This is a genomic window from Agromyces salentinus (assembly GCF_009749395.1).
Taxonomy (GTDB): domain Bacteria; phylum Actinomycetota; class Actinomycetes; order Actinomycetales; family Microbacteriaceae; genus Agromyces; species Agromyces salentinus.
This window is the reverse complement of the sequence record NZ_WBIR01000020.1, coordinates 1-14,942: the sequence shown is the minus strand read 5'-3', so window position 1 is coordinate 14,942 and position 14,942 is coordinate 1. Positions and strand designations below refer to the sequence as shown.

Below are 14,942 nucleotides of genomic sequence, written 5' to 3'. Positions count from 1 at the left end.
TTCAACCTGCAATCCGCCAGCCGCGCGCGGCCAGCTCATCGGTGAGGCGCTCCTGTACCTCGGGGAGCACGAAGATCTCGGCGAGGCCCACCTGGGCTCCCGGCGAGTGCTCGAGGCGGAGGTCCTCGAGGTTGACGCCGGCGTCGCCGACGTCGTGGAAGAGGCGGGCGAGCTGGCCGGGCCGGTCGTCCACCAGGACGATGAGGCTCGCGTAGCGACGGTCGACGCCGTGCTTGCCCGGCAGGCGCTCGACCCCGGTGTTGCCACCGAACAGCTCCTCGGCGATGCGGCGGCGGGCGCCCGGTGCCTCGAGGTCGCCGAGGGCCTCGATGAAGCGGTCGAGGTCGTCGCGGTAGCCGCGCAGGATCTCGATCACGGGCGCGGCGTTCTGGCCGAGGATCTGCACCCAGAGCTCGGGGTCGCTCGCGGCCACCCGGGTGACGTCGCGGAGTCCCTGGCCGGCGAGGTTCACCGACGCGTGCGGCGCGTCGATGAGGCGCCGCGCCATCAGCGTGGAGACCACCTGCGGCACGTGCGAGACGAGCGCGACGGCTCGGTCGTGCTGCTCGGGCGTGAGCTCGACGAGGGTCGCACCGAGGTCGAGGATCAGGTCGTCGACGACCGACGCGTCGCGGTACGAGATGCCGTCGTGCCCGGCGACCACCCACGGGCGCCCCAGGAAGAGGTCGGCGCGACCCGACATCGGTCCGCCGACCTCGCGTCCGGCCATCGGGTGCGTGCCGAGGTAGCGGGAGACGTCGGCGCCGCGCGCGACGAGGTCGTCGTGGATGGCGAGCTTCACGCTCGCGACATCCGTCACGATCGCCGTCGGGTAGGCAGCCAGCTCGGATGCCACGACGTCGGCCGTGACGTCGGGGGGTACGCAGACGACCACGAGTTGCGGCGCGTCCCCGGGCGCCGCGGGGCGGCCCGCGCCGTAGTCGGCCGCGATCGCGAGGTGCGTCGGCGAGGCGTCGGCGAGGATGACCTCGACGCCCTTGGCGCGCAGGCCCAGCCCGATGCTCGCGCCGAGCAGTCCGACCCCGACGACCCGGACGGGCCCCGTGAGCCGGGCTTCGGTCACGACTCCTCCTCGGCGTGCCCGGCGCCGCTGGCGTCATCGGCAGCGCCGCCGGGAGCGGCATCGACGGGAGCGGCGTCGCCGCCGCGTGCGCGCGCCTCGTCGGCCTCGCGCGAGATGGTCAGCAGCAGCCCGCGCTCGGTGTCGGTGAGCTCGCGCATGACGCCCACGCGCAGCGTCCCGAGGTGCAGCGGACCGAAGCTGCGACGCACGAGGTCGACGACCGGATGCCCCACCTCGGCGAGCATCCGCCGGACGATCCTGTTGCGCCCGGAGTGCAGGGTGAGCTCGACGATCGAATGGCGGTCGTCGCCCTGATGCTGCCTGACCTTCGCACGGTCGGCCCGGATGGGGCCGTCCTCGAGCTCGATCCCCTGCTTCAACTGCTGGATCGTCTGCGGCAGGACCCGGCCCTTGACCTTCGCGATGTATGTCTTCTCGACGCCGAACGAGGGGTGCGCGAGCACGTGCGCGAGGTCGCCGTCGTTCGTGAGCAGCAGCAGTCCGCTCGTCTCGCCGTCGAGGCGACCGACGTTGTAGACGCGCTCCTCGAGCTCGTCCGTGAACTGCCGCAGGTCGGGTCGGCCCTGCTCGTCGCGCATCGACGAGACGACGCCGCGCGGCTTGTTGAGCATGTAGTACCGCTTGCCCGGGTCGAGCTGGATGGCCACGCCGTCGACGGCGACGAGATCGGCCTCGGGGTCGATGCGGCGGCCGAGCTCGGTCACGACGACGCCGTTGACCTCGATGCGACCCTCGACGATGTACTGCTCGACCACGCGCCGGCTCGCGACGCCCGCCGCGGCGAGCACCTTCTGCAGGCGCACGCCCTCGACGGGGTCGCTCCAGTGGGGGGCGGTGTTCTCAGTCACGGTCGAATCCTTCCTGGCCGTCGTCGAGCAACGGGGAGATGTGGGGCAGCTCGTCGAGCGAGTTGATGCCGAGGTTGGTGAGCAGCAGGTCGGTGGTGCCGTAGAGCAGGGCGCCCGTCTCGGCATCCGTGTCGACCTCGGTGATGAGGCCGCGCCCGAGCAGCGTGCGCACGACCGAGTCGACGTTCACCGCACGGATCGAGGCGATCTGCGATCGGGAGATCGGCTGCTTGTAGGCGATCACCGAGAGCGTCTCGAGTGCCGCCTGCGAAAGTCTCGTCGACGTCTGCGCGATCACGAAATCGGACACCAGCGTGTCGTAGTCGGTCCGGACGTAGAACCGCCACCCGCCGCCGACCTCGCGCAGTTCGAAGGCCCGGCGGATGCCGCGTGCCGACGCCTCGTCGCCCGCCACGTCCGTGCGCGGCTCGCCCGAGCCGGCCTCGCCGTCGTAGTCGGCCCGGAGCCGCGCGATCGCGGCACGGACCTCGGCCACCGGCCGGGAGACCGCGGCCGCGAGGTGGATGACGCTCTGCGGCTCGTCCGCGATGAACAGGATCGCCTCCAGCGCCCGGTCGAGATCGAGGTGCGGCTGGCCGGGCACGTCGAGCGGCGTGACGATCGAGAGCTCGGGGCCGTGCTGCCGGACGCGTGCCTGCGGAGCGTCGGTCGCGGCATCCGCGCCGTTCGCTACGCTCTCCGCGACATCCGCCACACCCTCGGTATCCGTGTCGCCCGTCACGGCATCCGTCTCGTTCACGGCGGCATCCGTGTCACTCGTCATAGTCGGCTCCCAGGGCCTCGAGGTTGGCGTCGGACCACGTCTCGGCGGCCCAGTGCAGGGTGAGCTCACCGAGCGGTTCGACCTGGTCGAATCCGATGGCGGCGTGGCGGTAGAGCTCGAGCACGGCGAGGAAACGGGCGACCACGACGCCGGGCCGAGTCACGCCGGCGATGAGCTGGCGGAAGCTCACCGGCTCGCCCCGACGCAGCACCGAGACGACATGCGCGGCCTGCTCCCGGATGGACACGAGCGGCGCGTGCAGGTGCGTGAGCCCGACGACCGGGATCTCGGGCGGCGTGAGGGCGAGGGTCGCCAGCGCGGCGAAGTCGTCGGCGCTGAGGGTCCAGCGCAGCTCGGGAGCGCGTTGGCGGAACTTGTCTTCCAGGCGAACGGTCCGCGGATGCCGCGTGCCCTCCGCGTCGAGCCCCGCCTGGAACCAGCGCGCGGCCTCCTTGAACGCCCGGTACTGCAGCAGGCGCGCGAAGAGCAGGTCGCGCGCCTCGAGGAGGGCGACGTCCTCGGCGTCGACGAGTTCGCCCTGCGGAAGCAGTCCGGCGACCTTCAGGTCGAGCAGCGTCGCCGCGACGACGAGGAACTCCGAGGCGCGGTCGAGTTCCTCGGCGGAGTCCACACCTCGCAGGTACGAGATGAACTCATCCGTCACGGCCGAGAGCGACACCTCGGTGATGTCCATCTCGTGCTTGGCGATGAGCGAGAGCAGCAGGTCGAACGGGCCCTCGAAGTTCGTCAGCGCGACGCGGAAGCCGGCATCCTGTTCGGTTGCCGTGACAGGCCCGGCATCGTCGGATGCCGCGACCGCCGCACCTGCGAGGGTGGACGCCCCGGCAGTGCCGGCCTCGCCGCCGGGCGCCTGCTCCCCCGAGACCGGAACGGCCTCAGGCGACCGCGCCACGGAAGACCAGCTCCCTCGCGAGCTGACGGTACGACTTGGAGGCCTGGTGCTCGGGCGCGAACTCGGTGATCGGCGTGGCCGCGACGGTCGCATCGGGGAACTTCACGGTGCGCGTGATGACGGTCTCGAGCACGTCGTCGCCGAAGGCGTCGACCACGCGCTCGAGGACCTCGCGCGAGTGCAGCGTGCGCGAGTCGTACATGGTCGCGAGGATGCCGTCGAGCGTGATGGCCGGGTTCAACCGGTCGCGGACCTTGTCGATCGTCTCGATGAGCAGCGCGACGCCGCGCAGCGCGAAGTACTCGCACTCGAGCGGGATCACGACGCCGTGCGCCGCCGTGAGGGCGTTGACCGTCAGCAGCCCGAGCGAGGGCTGGCAGTCGATGAGGATGACGTCGTAATCGGCCGAGACCTTGCGGAGCACCCCGGCGAGGATCTGCTCCCGGGCGACCTCGTTCACGAGGTTGATCTCGGCGGCCGACAGGTCGATGTTCGCCGGGATCACGTCGAGGCCCTCGACGCTCGAATGCTGGATCGCGTCCTTGGGATCGATCGCTCGCGAGAGCAGGAGGTCGTAGATCGTGGGAACGTCGTGGGTCTGCACGCCGAGGCCTGCCGAGAGCGCACCCTGCGGGTCGAAGTCGACCGCGAGCACGCGGCGACCGTACTCCGCCAGCGTCGCGCCGAGATTGATCGTTGTCGTGGTCTTGCCGACTCCGCCCTTCTGGTTGCAGAGGGCGATGATGCGAGCGGGCCCATGGGAACGCAGCGGCTTCGGCGCTGGGAACTCACGGTGGGGACGACCGGTCGGACCGAGCTCGGGCGGGAGCGTCGCGAGCGCGTCCGCCGAGTCGCGCGTCTGGTTGGTCACGTGTGGTCTCTCTCCTGCTGCCTGCCGGCCGCTCGTCATGCGAGTCGCTTGGTCGATTCTAGCGAGCGCGCGGGTGGGCGGCCGTGTACATCTCCCGGAGTGTGTCAGCCGTGACGAGGGTGTAGATCTGGGTCGTGGCGACCGACGAGTGGCCCAGCAACTCCTGCACGACACGGACGTCGGCGCCGCCCTCGAGCAGGTGCGTCGCGAACGAGTGACGCAGGGTGTGCGGCGAGACCGCCACCGCGAGGCCGGCGCGTTCGGCGGCATCGCGGATGACCTCCCACGCCGTCTGCCGCGACATCCGTCGACCGCGGACACCGAGGAACAGGGCCGGCGTCGCCGTGCCGCGCACGGAGAGCATCGGCCGCGAACGCACGAGGTAGGCGTCGAGCGCGGCTCGTGCGTACGAGCCGAGCGGCACGATGCGCTGCTTGCCGCCCTTGCCGAAGAGCCGCACCACGTCGCCGTCGACGAGATCGTCGACGTTGAGCCCGATGGCCTCCGACACGCGCGCGCCCGTCGCGTAGAGCACCTCGAGCAGCGCGGCATCCCTCAGCTCGACGACCTCCTCACCGCCGGCGGCCGCGAGGAGCGCTTCGACGTCCTCGACCGAGATCGCCTTCGGCAGCCGCATGGGCAGCTTCGGCGGGCGGAGATCGCGCGAGACATCCGCCTCGATGAGTCCCTCGTCGACCAGGAAGCGGTGCAGGCCCCGCACCGTCGAGACTACCCGGGCGATCGAGGAGGTCGCGAGCGGCGGCACCCGATCGACGCCGAGGTACCGGATGAAGCGCGAGAGGTCCTGCTCGCCGACGGCGGCCGGCCCGTCGAGTCCTTCGTCGGCGAGCCAGCCGGCGTAGATCGCGAGGTCGCGCCGGTAGGACGCCACCGTGTTGCGGGCGAGGCCGCGCTCGACCGTCAGGTGACGGAGGTACGCGTCGACCGCCGACGGACCGGGCACGGGCACGCCGTTCAGCCGTGCGCCGCCGGCGCCCGGTCCGAGCCTCGGGCCTGGTCGGATGCCGCGTGCACGGCCTCTCCGGCCCGGCTCCCCGCGATCCGCGGAGTGGAACGCCCCGGCCACGGGGCATCCGCCGGACCGAGGGTGCGCCAGCCGAGCGCCTTGGATGCGTGCGCGGCGAGGATGCCGATGACGAGCGACGGGTTCTGCACCCGCCGGGCGAGCACCGCCTCGACGCAGTCGTCGAGCGGCACCCAGCGCATCTCGATGTGCGCCTCCTCGTCTTCACGTGCGAACGCCGAGGCGGTGGCGGTGAGGCCCCGTGCGAGGTAGATGCGAAGGGCCTCGTCACTGCCGCCGGGCGACGTGAAGAAGTCCGAGAGCACCGACCAGTCGGATGCCTCGAGGTCGCCCTCCTCGGCGAGCTCGCGCTTCGCCGCCTCGAGCGGATCCTCGCCACCCACATCGAGCAGTCCCGCCGGGATCTCCCAGTCGCGCGTTCGCACCGGATGCCGGTACTGGCGGATCAGGAACGCGCGATCTTCCTCGTCGAGGGCGAGGACCGCGACGGCGCCGGGATGGTCCATGTAGTCGCGGACGATCGGACCGCCGCCCAGGTCGAACGTCTCCCGGCGGATGTCCCACACCCGCCCCTCGAAGGCGAGCTCGCTCGCCGACACGGGCACGGAGACCCGTTCGTCGGCGAGCGGCTCGACCTCGAGGTCGAGCGGATCAGGCATTCGCGTCATCGAAGAGCAGGCTGGCCTTCTGCCGCTCGAGGGATGCCGCGACGAGACCCCGGAACAGCGGGTGCGCCTGGTTGGGGCGGCTGCGCAGTTCGGGGTGGGCCTGGGTCGCGATGTAGTACGGGTGCACGTCCCGCGGCAGCTCGACGAACTCGACGAGATGCCGGTCGGGCGAGGTGCCCGAGAAGACGAGACCGGCATCGGCGATGCGGTCGCGGAACGAGTTGTTGACCTCGTAGCGGTGGCGGTGACGCTCGGAGACGAGCGTCGAACCGTACACCTCCGCCGCGATCGACCCCTCGGCGAGGGCAGCCGGGTAGAGGCCCAGGCGCATGGTGCCGCCGAGGTCCCCACCGGCGATGATCTCGACCTGCTCCTCCATCGTCGCGATGACCGGGAACTCGGTGTCGGGGTCGAACTCGCTGGAGGACGCACCCTCGAGGCCGACGACGTTGCGCGAGTACTCGATGACCATGCACTGCAAACCGAGGCAGAGCCCCAGCGTCGGGATGCCATTCTCACGCGCGTAGCGGAGCGCCCCGAGCTTGCCCTCGATGCCGCGCACGCCGAATCCGCCGGGCACGCAGATCCCGTCGAGACCCGACAGGTGCCGGTGCGCCCCCTCGGGCGTCTGGCACTCGTCGGACGGGATCCACTCGATCTTGACCTTCGCGTCGTTGGCGAACCCGCCGGCGCGCAGCGCCTCGGTGACGGAGAGGTAGGCGTCGGGCAGGTCGATGTACTTGCCGACCAGGCCGATCGTGACCTCGTGCTTGGGGTCGTGGACGACGTCGAGCAGGCTGCTCCATCCCGACCAGTCGACGTCGGCCGCCTTCTGGTCGAGGCCCAGGGCGTCGATGATGTACGCGTCGAGACCCTGGTCGTGCAGCATCGTCGGGATGTCGTAGATCGACGGCACGTCGACCGCGTTCACGACCGCGGCCTCGTCGACGTCGCACATGAGGGCGATCTTGCGCTTGTTCGATTCGGTGACGGGCCGGTCGCTGCGGAGCACCAGGGCGTCGGGCTGGATGCCGATCGATCGCAGGGCCGCGACCGAGTGCTGCGTGGGCTTCGTCTTCTGCTCTCCCGAGGCGCCCATGTAGGGCACCAGGGACACGTGCACGAAGAAGACGTTCTTGCGCCCGAGTTCGTGCCGGACCTGGCGGGCCGACTCGATGAACGGCTGCGACTCGATGTCGCCGACGGTGCCGCCGATCTCGGTGATGATCACGTCGGGCTTCGGGGATTCCGTCGCCTGGAGCCGCATCCGGCGCTTGATCTCGTCGGTGATGTGCGGGATGACCTGCACGGTGTCGCCGAGGTACTCGCCGCGACGTTCCTTCGCGATGACCGTCGAGTAGATCTGGCCGGTCGTGACGTTGGCCGCCTGGCTGAGGTCGATGTCGAGGAATCGCTCATAGTGGCCGATGTCGAGGTCGGTCTCAGCGCCGTCGTCGGTCACGAAGACCTCGCCGTGCTGGAACGGGTTCATGGTTCCGGGATCGACGTTGAGGTAGGGATCGAGCTTCTGCATCACGACACGGAGACCGCGCGCGGTGAGCAGGTTGCCGAGACTGGCTGCTGTGAGCCCCTTGCCCAATGAAGAAACGACACCACCGGTCACGAAGATGTGCTTGGTCGTGTCGTCTGAGTTCTGTGCGCCTGACTGCGCTATTCCGCGTTCTTCCACCACGGGCTTATAGTCTAAGCCACGTTTGGCGTGACTGGGCTCGACATCCTGCACGCGCTCCCCCTTCATCGATCGCTCGGCGCCTGCGCCGGGCGTGCTTGGGCCCTGTTCAGCCCGTTCTGGCCCGCTCCGAGGCGAGTTCGAGCAATTCGCGAGCGTGGGCGACACCGCTCTCGGATTCGGCGAGTCCGGACAGGAGCCTGGCCATCTCGGCCTCGCGTTCGGCCCCCTCGAGGCGACGCACGCTGGACTCGGTGACGCGCCCGTCGGTGCCCTTGACCACGCTCAGGTGGTTCGTGGCGAAGGCGGCGACCTGTGCGAGGTGCGTGACGACGATGACCTGCGAGCGCTCCGCCAGCCGGGCGAGACGTCGGCCGATCTCGATGGCCGCGGCGCCGCCGACTCCCGCGTCGACCTCGTCGAAGACGAAGGTGGGCACCGGGTCCGTTCCGGCGATGACGACCTCGATCGCGAGCATGACGCGCGAGAGCTCCCCTCCTGACGCACCCTTGGAGACCGACCGCGGCTCGGCGCCCGGATGCGGCTGGAGCAGGATCGAGACCTGGTCGCGGCCGTGCACCGCCGGCTCGTGGTCTGCATCGACGACCACGCTGAGCCGGGCGTCCGGCATCGCCAGCGCGGCGAGCTCCACGGTCACCGCAGCGGCCAGCCGTCCGGCCGCATCGGTGCGCAGCTCCGTCACCCTGGCGGCGAGTCGGTCGACCTCGGCTGCGCTCTCGGTGACGGAGGTCGCGAGCAGCTCGATCCGCTCGTCGTCGCCGTCGAGCTCGACGAGGCGCAGCCCACCGGTGCGGCGGAACTCGAGCACGTCGTCGAGGGTCGTCCCATGCCGGCGGATGAGCGCGGTGAGCTGCGCCCGCCGCTCCTGCACGATCTCGAGCTCGCGCGCGCCGTCGGCGTCGAGGCCCGCGATGTATCCGGCGAGTTCGGCTGCTGCGTCGGCGAGCAGGAACCCCGCGTTCTGCAGGACCTCGGCGATCGGAGCGAGGCCGGAGTCGTGCTCGAGGACCCGCTCCAGTTGGCGCTTCGCGCCGTCCACCAGGGCCACCGCGTCGGGGGCGTCGTCGACGACCTCGTCGGAGGAGATGAGCGCGTGCGCCTGGGCCGCGGCGAGGCGCAGCTCCTCGAGGTTCGAGAGCCGGTCGGAGCGCTCGCTCAGCTCGACGTCCTCGCCCGGTTGCGGGTCGACCGCCTCGAGCTCGTCGAGCGCTTCACGGAGCTCGGCGGCTTCACGAAGTCGCGCATCGTGGGCGGCCGTGAGTTCCTCGAGCTCGGCGGCGTCGGCGTGCCATCTCGTGAACGCGGCGCGGTATTCCACCAGGGCGGACTGCAACGTCGCGCCGGCGAACCGATCGAGGGCGTCACGCTGGGCCACGGCGGACCTGAGTCGCTGCTGGTCGGCCTGGCCGTGCACGACCACGAGCTCTTCGCCCAGCTCGGTGAGCACGCCGATGGGAGCACTCCGCCCGCCGACGACCGCCTTGCTGCGGCCCTCGGACGACACCGACCTGCCGAGGAGGAGTTCACCCGCCTCGATCTCGCCACCCGTCTCGGCGACGCGCTCGGCGACGGGCCCGTCGCCCGGCACGAACCAGCGCCCCTCGACCCACGCCTGCTTCGCGCCGGAACGCACGGAACCGGCATCGGCTCGCGCACCGAGCAGGAGGCCGAGGGCGGTGACGACCATGGTCTTGCCCGCACCGGTCTCGCCGGTCACGGCGGTGAAGCCGGGGCCCAGCGGCAGGGTCGCCTCGGCGATCACCCCCAGGTCCCGAATTCCGAGTTCGTCAATCACGGCCCACCGGTCCTCGCCATCCGCTCACGGGCAACTGGAACTTGTTCACGAGCCGGTCGGTGAACGGCGCCTCGTGCAGCCGAGCCAGCCGCACCGGAACCGGTGACCTGCGGACCACGACCCGCGCGCCCGCCGGGAGGTCGAACGAGCGACGACCGTCGCACCAGATGACCGCGGACGTGTCGGTACGCTGCAGCACCTCGACCGCGAGCGACGAGTCGGCCGCGACGACGAGGGGCCGCGCGAACAGCGCGTGAGCGCTGAGCGGCACGAGCAGCAGCGCCTCGAGCCCGGGCCAGACGACCGGGCCACCGGCGGAGAAGGCGTATGCGGTCGACCCCGTCGGGGTGGACATGACGACCCCGTCGCAGCCGAAGGAGGACAACGGGCGCCGGTCGACCTCGATGACGACCTCGATCATGCGCTCTCGCTCGGCCTTCTCGACCGAGACCTCGTTGAGCGCCCAGCTCTCGTAGACGATCTGCTCGCCGATCTTCGCCCGGACCGAGAGCGTCATGCGCTCCTCGACGACGTAGTCGCGCGCGAGCGCACGCTGCACTGTGTAGCCGAGGTCATCGCGCTCGCTCTCGGCGAGGAACCCCACATGCCCGAGGTTGACCCCGAGGAGGGCGACTCGCTGGTCGCGGACCAGTTCTGCCGCGCGGAGGATCGTGCCGTCGCCGCCGAGGACGATCACGAGCTCGATGAGCGACGCATCCATCTCCTCGAGCCGGCGCACCGACCCGTTCAACTCCGGGATGAACTCGTGCACGTCGTTCCACTGCTCGTCGGCGATCACCGGCACGGCGCCCGCCGCGATGAGCTGGGAGCAGACCTCACCGGTCGCCGTGAGTGCGGCTGACCGGCCGGTATGCGAGACCACGAGGAAGTGCCGCGCTTCATTCACTCGCCACTGCCTCCCGTCATCTGCTCGACCCGACGCATCCATTCTGTCGGATTGGTTCCCCTCCGGGCGTCGAGGTGCACGAGATACTCATGATTGCCCCTGGTACCCGAGATTGGGGAGGACATGACGCCGGCGGTACCGACGCCGAGGTCGTGTGCCGCCCAGAGCACATTCGCCACGGCATCGGACCGAAGGGCGGCGTCGTGCACGATGCCCTCGCGCACGCCCGTGCGGCCCACCTCGAACTGCGGCTTGACGAGCAGCACGAAGTCGGCGCCGTCCTCGGCGGTGGCGACCAGGGCCGGCAGCACGGTGGTCAGCGAGATGAACGAGAGGTCCGCCGTCACGAGCGACGGCGGCTCCGACGTGCCGGTCAAGGACGTCAGCAGCTGTCGATCGAGCGATCGCACGTTGCATCCCTCGACGAGCACGAGTCGGGGCGCGCCGAGCAACTCGGGCGCGAGCTGGCCGTGCCCGACGTCGACGGCCAGCACCTGCTGCGCTCCGCGTTCGAGCAGCACCTGGCTGAAGCCGCCGGTCGACGCGCCCGCGTCGAGGGCGATGCGCCCGGCGGGATCGACGCCGAAGCCGTCGAGCGCCGCGATCAGCTTGTGCGCGGCCCTCGAGACGTAATGGTCGGATGCCGCCACCGCGAGCTCGCGATGCTCGTCGACCTTGAGGGACGGCTTGACCGCCGGTCGGCCGTCGACCGTCACGAGGCCCGCCGCGATGAGCGTCGCAGCGTGCGTCCGGGAGCGCGCGAGCCCGCGCTCGGCGAGGGCGGCGTCCAGGCGTTGATCGGTCATCGTTCAGTCTGACCGTCGAGCAGGATCGGACTGCTCGAGCTCGGCCCGCAACCGCTCGGCGAGGGCGAGGTAGGCCGGCGCGCGCTCCTCGAGCGGGAGCTCCTCGATCGCGGCGATGGCCTCACGGGCCTCGTCGGATGCCTCGATGGGCGCGTCGTCTGTACTCACCCCACCACGCTACCCGAGGCCTCCGACGGCGCGCCGGTGCCTCGGCGGCAGCCGTCGACCGGGCCCGGCGGCCGCCAGTGAGATCAGGCGTACAGCACCGGCGGGACGTCGAGCACGTGGATCGCCTGTCCGGAGCGCCAGATGGCCGCACACGCCGCCCGGAGGAGGTCGAGTTCATCGTCGCCCTCGGACTCGATCAGCACGCGCCGCCCGTCGACGCGCACTCGCGCGCGACCCACTCGCACCGAACCGCGCACCTCTTCGGTCTCCGGGTAGGGCGCATACAGCCCGCGGAGGTCGGCGACGATGAAGTCGGGCCGGCTCGCAGCGTCCGCGGCGAGCACCTGCTTCGCCCGGTCGATGCCGGTGAGCACCAGCGCGCTGGCCATGCCGGCCCGGTTCGCCCCGAGGATGTCGGTGTCGAGGCGGTCGCCCACGACGAGCGGCCGTTCAGCGCCGAACCGGCGTCTCGCCTCGTCGAAGATCGGCGTCTCGGGCTTGCCGGCCACGAGCGGCAGACGTCCGACCGCCGTGTGCACCGCGGAGACGAGGGTTCCGTTGCCGGGCGCGATGCCCCGGGCGACAGGGATCGTCCAGTCCGTGTTCGTCGCGATCCACGGAATGCCCGGCGCGTCGGATCCGGGCCCGCCCGCGGCGTTCAGCGCGAATGCCGCCTCGGCGAGATCCTTCCAGCCGATCTCTGGCGTGAAGCCCTGAACGACGGCCTCCGGCGCGTCATCCGCCGATCTCGTCACGCGATAGCCGCGCTTCTCGAGCTCGACGACGATGCCTTCACCGCCGACGACCATGACCAGCGCGCCCGGGGGCACCTGCTCGTCGAGGAGGCGCATGGCGGCCTGCGGCGACGTGACGACGTCCGAGGCTTCGACCGAGAGACCGAGCTCCGAGAGGTGACGGGCGACGGATGCATCGCTGCGCGAAGCGTTGTTGGTGATGTAGCCGACGGCCATGCGCTCCTTCGCGGAGTTCAGGCTCTCGACGGCATGCGGGATCGCCCCGGCGCCCGCGTAGACGACTCCGTCGAGATCGGCGAGGACGGCGTCGGCGGCATCGAGCGGCGCCCGTCCGCCGGACTTGGCGCGGAACAGCCCCACCCGCTACGCCCGATCCTCGTCGTCGCCCTCGGCCAGGACCGCGCGCACGTCGTCCTCGAGTACATCGCCCGGGTCACCGAGCTCCTCGAGCTCGTCGGCCGGCTGCTCGGCACGAGCGGATGCCTCGTCACCATCGGCCGGCACGGCATCAGCATCAGCATCAGCATCAGCATCAGCATCAGCATCAGCATCAGCATCAGCATCAGCATCAGCATCAGCATCAGCATCAGCATCAGCATCAGCATCAGCATCAGCATCAGCATCAGCATCAGCAGAGCCAGCCTGCTCTTCGACGTCACCATCACCGTCGAGTTCGGGCTCGAGCTCGACCTCGTAGATCTCGACGAGATCGAGTTCCGGACCGCCGAGCGCGGCCTCGGCGCGAGCCGAACGCGCACGCCAGGCGGCGGCGTCGTCGGTCTGGCCGAGTTCGTCGAGCACCTCGGCGTACGCGGAGAAGAGCGCGGGGCTGTAGCTGAACGCCCGGTCGGGGTCGAGTTGCGGGATCTCGAGCTCGGCGAGGGCCAGCTCGGCCTGCCCCAGATCGAGCCGCGCGCCGGACATCGCGATGGCGAGCCCGACCTGGACGGCCGCGGGCAGTTCGCTGCGGTCGACCGCGCGGCCCACCTCGAGGGCGCGGTCGGGACGGCCGACCCCTCGCTCGCTGTCGACCATCAGCGGCAGCTGGTCGTTGCTGCCGGAGATCCGACGGTACGTGCGGAGTTCCCGCAGCGCGAGGGCGAAGTCGCCCGTTGCATAGGCGGTGATCGCGAGCGTCTCGCGGACGACGGCCACCCGGCCGGCACGGCGCCCCGCGGACTGGGCATGCTCGTGGGCGAGTTCAGGGTCGTCGTCGAGGTACATGGATGCCGCGACGAGATGCCGGGCGACCCAATCGGCGTTCTCCTTGCTCAGGGTCTTGAGCTCGGCGCGGGCCCCCTTGTCGAGGTCGCGCGCATCGATGGTCTCCGGGATGAACGGGTCGTCGTGATGCGGACGCACCGCAAGCGTGGACGCACCGGGCGAATCGCGACGGAAGTCGCGAGGCTCGGTCGAGTCCCGCCGATCGTTCCGATCGCCGTGCGGACGGGACTGCCCGTCGCGCTTCTCGTACGGACGCGACGACCCGCCGTCGCGCTTCTCGTACGGACGCGACGACCCGCCGTCGCGCTTCTCGTAGGGGCGCTTGTTGTCGCGGTCGCCGTAGGAGCGAGGTGCACCACCGTCGCGCTTCTCATACGGACGCGACGAACCACCCTCGCGCTTCTCGTACGGACGCGACGAACCACCCTCGCGCTTCTCATACGGACGCTTGCTGTCACGGTCGCCGTAGGAACGCGACGAACCACCGTCACGCTTCTCGTACGGACGCTTGCTGTCACGGTCGCCGTAGGAACGCGGCGCACCACCGTCGCGCTTCTCGTACGGACGCGACGAACCACCTTCGCGCTTCTCGTAGGGGCGCTTGTTGTCACGGTCGCCGTAGGAACGCGGCGCACCACCGTCACGCTTCTCGTACGGGCGCGACGAACCACCCTCGCGCTTCTCGTACGGGCGCGACGAACCCCCATCGCGCTTCTCGTACGGGCGCGACGAACCCCCATCGCGCTTCTCGTACGGGCGCGACGAACCCCCATCGCGCTTCTCGTACGGACGCGACGAACCACCTTCGCGCTTCTCGTAGGGGCGCTTGTTGTCACGGTCGCCGTAGGAACGCGGCGCACCACCGTCACGCTTCTCGTACGGGCGCGACGAACCCCCATCGCGCTTCTCGTACGGGCGCGACGAACCACCCTCACGCTTCTCGTACGGACGCGACGAACCACCCTCACGCTTCTCATACGGGCGCGACGAACCACCCTCACGCTTCTCATACGGGCGCTTGTTGTCACGGTCACCGGCCGGGCGGGACGCCCTGGCATCGTTCGCTCCACGTCCGCTGCCCTGAGGTCGCCCGTCGCTGCGGGGGGCGCGGTTGCGCGCCTCTCCCCTGCTCGTGTCGTCGTTCGTGTCGCTCACGATGTTCCCGTCGTCTGTGAAGTTTGTCCCGGACAACCGTACTGCGGTCGTCCGGGGGAAGTCTGTTAAATGCAGGAAGGCCACCCCGTTGGGGTGGCCTTCCTGGAATGGTTGTCCGGCGGTGTCCTACTCTCCCACAGGGTCCCCCCTGCAGTACCATCGGCGCTGCGAGTCTTAGCTTCCGGGT

14 protein-coding genes and 1 rRNA gene are annotated in these 14,942 nt (G+C 70.5%); all 15 read right to left on the bottom strand.

What is annotated here, in order from left to right; genetic code table 11:
* Position 1 precedes the first annotated feature (1 nt).
* Positions 2-1,084, bottom strand: coding sequence for a prephenate dehydrogenase (locus tag GQQ95_RS16250; RefSeq protein WP_157428671.1), 1,083 nt, complete (start codon positions 1,082-1,084; stop codon positions 2-4).
* The gene (locus GQQ95_RS16245) at positions 1,081-1,953 is read right to left on the bottom strand and encodes a pseudouridine synthase (RefSeq protein WP_157428670.1); all 873 of its coding nucleotides are present in this window, start codon (positions 1,951-1,953) and stop codon (positions 1,081-1,083) included. Before GQQ95_RS16245 ends, GQQ95_RS16250 begins: the two co-directional genes overlap by 4 nt.
* Complete coding sequence (gene scpB / locus GQQ95_RS16240; protein WP_157428669.1) at positions 1,946-2,737, bottom strand: SMC-Scp complex subunit ScpB; 792 nt, start codon at positions 2,735-2,737, stop codon at positions 1,946-1,948. The genes GQQ95_RS16245 and scpB overlap by 8 nt, the downstream gene beginning before the upstream one ends.
* Positions 2,727-3,488, bottom strand: a complete 762-nt coding sequence (locus GQQ95_RS16235) for a segregation and condensation protein A (RefSeq protein WP_246205671.1) — start codon at positions 3,486-3,488, stop codon at positions 2,727-2,729. Before GQQ95_RS16235 ends, scpB begins: the two co-directional genes overlap by 11 nt.
* Positions 3,489-3,633: 145 nt before the next feature.
* Positions 3,634-4,560, bottom strand: coding sequence for a ParA family protein (locus tag GQQ95_RS16230; RefSeq protein WP_157428667.1), 927 nt, complete (start codon positions 4,558-4,560; stop codon positions 3,634-3,636).
* A gap of 19 nt (positions 4,561-4,579) precedes the next feature.
* Entirely contained in the window at positions 4,580-5,491 is a 912-nt protein-coding gene (gene xerD / locus GQQ95_RS16225) for a site-specific tyrosine recombinase XerD (RefSeq protein WP_425482586.1), read from the bottom strand.
* Between the two features lie 5 nt (positions 5,492-5,496).
* On the bottom strand, positions 5,497-6,225 hold the full coding sequence (locus GQQ95_RS16220; RefSeq protein WP_157428666.1) for an NUDIX domain-containing protein: 729 nt from the start codon (positions 6,223-6,225) through the stop codon (positions 5,497-5,499).
* Positions 6,218-7,993, bottom strand: coding sequence for a CTP synthase (pyrG, locus tag GQQ95_RS16215; RefSeq protein ID WP_157428665.1), 1,776 nt, complete (start codon positions 7,991-7,993; stop codon positions 6,218-6,220). The genes GQQ95_RS16220 and pyrG overlap by 8 nt, the downstream gene beginning before the upstream one ends.
* A 40-nt stretch (positions 7,994-8,033) precedes the next feature.
* On the bottom strand, positions 8,034-9,740 hold the full coding sequence (recN, locus tag GQQ95_RS16210; RefSeq protein WP_157428664.1) for a DNA repair protein RecN: 1,707 nt from the start codon (positions 9,738-9,740) through the stop codon (positions 8,034-8,036).
* Positions 9,733-10,647, bottom strand: a complete 915-nt coding sequence (locus GQQ95_RS16205; RefSeq protein ID WP_344304486.1) for an NAD kinase — start codon at positions 10,645-10,647, stop codon at positions 9,733-9,735. Before GQQ95_RS16205 ends, recN begins: the two co-directional genes overlap by 8 nt.
* On the bottom strand, positions 10,644-11,453 hold the full coding sequence (locus GQQ95_RS16200) for a TlyA family RNA methyltransferase (RefSeq protein ID WP_157428662.1): 810 nt from the start codon (positions 11,451-11,453) through the stop codon (positions 10,644-10,646). Before GQQ95_RS16200 ends, GQQ95_RS16205 begins: the two co-directional genes overlap by 4 nt.
* Before the next feature lie 3 nt (positions 11,454-11,456).
* The gene (locus GQQ95_RS16195; RefSeq protein ID WP_157428661.1) at positions 11,457-11,621 is read right to left on the bottom strand and encodes a hypothetical protein; all 165 of its coding nucleotides are present in this window, start codon (positions 11,619-11,621) and stop codon (positions 11,457-11,459) included.
* A gap of 83 nt (positions 11,622-11,704) precedes the next feature.
* Positions 11,705-12,736, bottom strand: a complete 1,032-nt coding sequence (locus GQQ95_RS16190; RefSeq protein WP_157428660.1) for an HAD-IIA family hydrolase — start codon at positions 12,734-12,736, stop codon at positions 11,705-11,707.
* Between the two features lie 3 nt (positions 12,737-12,739).
* Positions 12,740-14,755: a primosomal protein gene (locus GQQ95_RS16185; RefSeq protein ID WP_157428659.1), complete on the bottom strand. Its 2,016-nt coding sequence runs from the start codon at positions 14,753-14,755 to the stop codon at positions 12,740-12,742.
* A gap of 113 nt (positions 14,756-14,868) precedes the next feature.
* Positions 14,869-14,942: ribosomal RNA gene (gene rrf, locus GQQ95_RS19830) — 5S ribosomal RNA — on the bottom strand; the annotation flags it as partial.

Bases quoted from the DNA above. Each gene is read 5' to 3' on its own strand.
- scpB (WP_157428669.1), bottom strand. From the start codon at position 2,737: ATGACGAGTGACACGGATGCCGCCGTGAACGAGACGGATGCCGTGACG.
- GQQ95_RS16230 (WP_157428667.1), bottom strand. From the start codon at position 4,560: ATGACGAGCGGCCGGCAGGCAGCAGGAGAGAGACCACACGTGACCAAC.
- GQQ95_RS16220 (WP_157428666.1), bottom strand. From the start codon at position 6,225: ATGCCTGATCCGCTCGACCTCGAGGTCGAGCCGCTCGCCGACGAACGG.
- pyrG (WP_157428665.1), bottom strand. From the start codon at position 7,993: ATGAAGGGGGAGCGCGTGCAGGATGTCGAGCCCAGTCACGCCAAACGT.
- GQQ95_RS16200 (WP_157428662.1), bottom strand. From the start codon at position 11,453: ATGACCGATCAACGCCTGGACGCCGCCCTCGCCGAGCGCGGGCTCGCG.